This window comes from Halobacillus massiliensis (assembly GCF_900166625.1).
Taxonomy (GTDB): Bacteria; Bacillota; Bacilli; order Bacillales; family Halobacillaceae; genus Halobacillus_A; species Halobacillus_A massiliensis.
On record NZ_LT800499.1, the window covers coordinates 4,243,766 to 4,247,646 of the forward strand.

Below are 3,881 nucleotides of genomic sequence, written 5' to 3' on the forward strand. Positions count from 1 at the left end.
ATTAGAGACTTTGCTTTCAATCAGGAATCTGCTCGCTTTCTCATCTGTGGAAACAGCAGTACGTCCCGAATAGAAGCTGAATTTGTCAGCAGCATGACTAAACGGTCAATACCTATGCCTAATCCACCCGTAGGAGGCATTCCGTATTCTAAGGACTCCAGGAAGTCTTCATCCATTAAGTGCGCTTCATCGTTTCCTTCTTCCCGTTCTTTTAACTGCCCTTCAAAACGCTCACGCTGATCAATTGGGTCATTTAATTCGGAGAATGCATTGGCATGCTCACGGCCAACGATAAATAATTCAAATCGATCCGTAAAACGAGGGTCTTCCGGATTTTTCTTCGCCAGTGGAGAAATTTCAATCGGATGACCATATACAAAAGTAGGCTGAATCAGTTTTTCTTCTACTTTTTGTTCAAAAAACTCATTAACAATATGGCCAAACGCCATTGTATCTTTAATTTCGATACCATGTTCTTTTGCTAATGCTTTCGCTTCGTCATCAGACATCTGCTGCCAAAAGTCGACACCAGTATATTCTTTAACAGCATCCACCATATGCAGGCGTGTCCACTTAGGCTCAAGGTCAATTTCTTCCCCATTGTATTCAACTTTTGATGTTCCGAGTACATCTTTCGCGATATGAGCAATCAGCTCTTCCGTTAAGCTCATGATATCGTGGTAATCTGCATAAGCTTCGTATAACTCAATCATTGTAAATTCCGGGTTGTGCCGAGTGGAGACTCCTTCATTACGGAAGACACGGCCAATTTCATATACTTTCTCCATACCTCCGACAATAAGTCGCTTCAAATGAAGCTCAATTGCTATACGCATGTACAGTTCCATATCAAGCGCATTGTGATGAGTCACAAACGGACGGGCAGAAGCACCGCCTGGAATGCTGTGCATCATTGGAGTTTCCACTTCAAGAAAACCAAGACCATCAAGGTATCGACGCATAGACTGAATGATCTTACTGCGCAGCACAAACGTATCTCTGCTGTCCGGGTTAGTAATTAAATCAAGATAACGCTGACGATAGCGCTGCTCCACATCTTTTAATCCGTGGAATTTTTCAGGGAGCGGACGTAGAGATTTTGTTAAAATTTGAAACTCATTAGCTTTAACAGAGAGTTCTCCTACATTTGTTTTAAACATTTCCCCGGAAACACCAACGATGTCACCGATATCTGCTGATTTAAAAATTTCATAGGCATCCTCACCGATCGCATCTTTACGTACATACAGCTGGATCTGGCCGCTTAAATCCTGAATATGAGCGAAGCCTGCTTTCCCTTTTCCGCGCTTCGTCATAATTCGGCCGGCTACTGTTGCAGGCGCCTGCTTTTCTTCGAGCTCCTCTTTAGAAAATTCATCATATTGAGCTTTCAGTTCTTCCGCAAGAGCTGTACGCTCGAATTTGCTGCCAAAAGGGTCAAGACCTTTCTCTTTATAGGAATTCAACTTCTCCCGTCTCACCTGCATCTGGTCATTGAGTTCTTCGGACATGATCATCACTCCAATTCATAGAAAAATTTTATCTTTTTGAAACATACGCTCGAATAATAAAAACTGCCAGCAGATACTGGCAGTATGCTAACTATCGTTTAGTATAGAAAAGTCCTATCACAGTGTCAACGCTCTATGCTTAGGAAACCTTCATCTTCTATTCGATGTCGGTGGTTGACTCATAAGTAATACTACACTTCTTTCCAAATTCGAACACTTTTCACTTCTTCTTCAGGAAGTCTATTTAAAAGCACTCCGGCTTTATTTTGAACAGATGTTATATATAGATCCGGGGCCAGCTCAGCCAGAGGAACGAGAACAAACGCCCTTTCCTGAAGGTGAGGATGTGGAATCGTTAAACGTTCATCTTTCATATTTTCTTGATTATAGACTAAAATGTCAAGGTCTATTGTGCGCGGTCCCCACTTAATCACTCTTTTCCTGCCGAGTTCCTGCTCAATAAACTGACAGTAATCAAGCAGCTCGATTGGGAGCAGTGCTGTTCTGATTTCAAGAACCATGTTTAAAAAGTCATTTTGATCAGTATACCCAACCGGAGCTGTTTCATATATCTCAGACTGCCTTAGAACTTCAATGTTTTCATGGCTGTCGAGAAAGTGGATGGCTTCTGTTAAGTATTCCAGACGGTCGTCAAGATTTGAACCAAGGGCTATATATGCACTGCTCATCCTTTACGACTCCGGTAAATTTCAATAGCTACCGACTGATAATGTCCTGGAATCGGCGGATCGGGTTTCGTGACCTTTACCTGGCATGCATCCAGTAGAGAGAATTCCTTTAAAAGAACGTCAGCAATCTCTTCCGCTACTGTTTCTACTAAATTTTTCGCTTCTCCTTCAACGACTTTCTTCGTTTCTTCATATATGGCACCATAGTCAATCGACTGATTCATATCATCTGAGGTAGAAGCAGGTTTTAAGTCCAGCTCCAGCTTTAAATCCACATAGAACCTCTGGCCAAGCTTGTTTTCCTCAGGAAAAAGTCCGTGATATCCCCAAAACTCCATTCCGTTCACATGAATTTGATCCATTATTGTTTCCTCCCTATCATGGCATCCATCATCTTAGTCATCCGCGCAATTGGCTTTACGTCGTGTACCCTCACAATATGGGCACCTTTTGCAATTCCATAACAGACGGTTGCTCCTGTCCCTTCCATTCGTTCATCTTCAGGAAGATTCAGCGTTAAACCAATAAAAGATTTCCGCGACGTTCCCAGAAGCAGAGGGTAACCAAGCTCATGAAACTGATCGAGCTCCCGCATAACGATCAAATTATCCTCTGGGGTTTTTGCAAAACCGATTCCCGGGTCAAGAATTATATTTTCATCAGGTACACCTGCAGACTTTGCGATCATAATACTTTCGCGTAAATCTTCCTTCATATCTTTGATGAATGAAGTATAGTTTTTATTATCTCTGTTATGCATCAATATAATCGGCACTTGGAGGTCAGCTGCCACTTCTGCAATTTCCGGCTCTCTTTTAGCTCCCCATACATCATTGATTATATCGGCTCCTGCCTTTACAGCCTGCCTGGCCACTTCTGCTTTATACGTATCGATTGATATTGGAAGCCCTGTTTCCTTTTTTACAGCTTCAATCACGGGGAGGACACGGTCAATTTCTTCCTGCTGAGACACAGGCTGATGCCCAGGACGTGTCGATTCACCACCGATATCAATAATATGCGCACCATCTTCTTTCATCTGCTTTGCATGATTAACGGCATTTTCGAAGGAGTCGAATTTACCGCCATCAGAAAAAGAATCGGGCGTAATATTTAAAATTCCCATAACGAGCGTCTGCTCGGAGAGGTCAAAGGTATGGGAGGATGTTTTTAGAATACCGTTCATTTGCAACCCTCTTTTCGTCATCATTCGTCATCCATTTTACAACATATTGAGTATTGTTTCACCTGGTTAGAAGTCTCCCTCAATTTACTTATAAGTTTGAATAGAGAAAGAGCTGTTCCGTTTATTGTAAAAAGAGATAAGCTGCTGGGAAATCGCTCGCTTTCCACTGGGAGCCGGTGAGCTAGCTCGTTGTACTCGCGGATCTCCCCCTGGCTCTATCTCCCTTGCAGGAGCCTTGGCATAGCAAGTTTTTTTCAATGTTGATAGAGAAAGAGCGATTCCGTTTATCATGTGTGGAGATAAGCGGCTGGGAAATGACTCGCTTTCCGCGGGGAGCTGGTGAGCTAGCTCGTTGCACTCGCGGATCTCACCTTAGCTCTATTTCCCTGCAGGAGTCTCGCCATTTCCCAGCCTCTTTACTGTTGATGGTATAAACGGAACGCTGTAGTTTCAGTAACCCTCTAAAGGAAATAGTTTTCTCTTACACAATGTTCC

General features: G+C 42.9%; 4 protein-coding genes. All 4 read right to left on the reverse strand.

All coding sequences use genetic code 11. From position 1 onward, the window contains the following. Positions 1–20: 20 nt before the first annotated feature. Entirely contained in the window at positions 21–1,511 is a 1,491-nt protein-coding gene (gene lysS, locus B7E06_RS21190) for a lysine--tRNA ligase (RefSeq protein WP_082235802.1), read from the reverse strand. A gap of 191 nt (positions 1,512–1,702) precedes the next feature. Further along, positions 1,703–2,200 carry a 2-amino-4-hydroxy-6-hydroxymethyldihydropteridine diphosphokinase gene (gene folK / locus B7E06_RS21195; RefSeq protein WP_082235803.1) on the reverse strand — a complete coding sequence of 166 codons (498 nt, stop codon included), beginning with the start codon at positions 2,198–2,200 and terminating at the stop codon, positions 1,703–1,705. After that, positions 2,197–2,562, reverse strand: coding sequence for a dihydroneopterin aldolase (gene folB, locus B7E06_RS21200; protein ID WP_082235804.1), 366 nt, complete (start codon positions 2,560–2,562; stop codon positions 2,197–2,199). Before folB ends, folK begins: the two co-directional genes overlap by 4 nt. Beyond that, positions 2,562–3,386 carry a dihydropteroate synthase gene (gene folP, locus B7E06_RS21205; protein WP_143414536.1) on the reverse strand — a complete coding sequence of 275 codons (825 nt, stop codon included), beginning with the start codon at positions 3,384–3,386 and terminating at the stop codon, positions 2,562–2,564. Before folP ends, folB begins: the two co-directional genes overlap by 1 nt. Positions 3,387–3,881 lie beyond the last annotated feature (495 nt).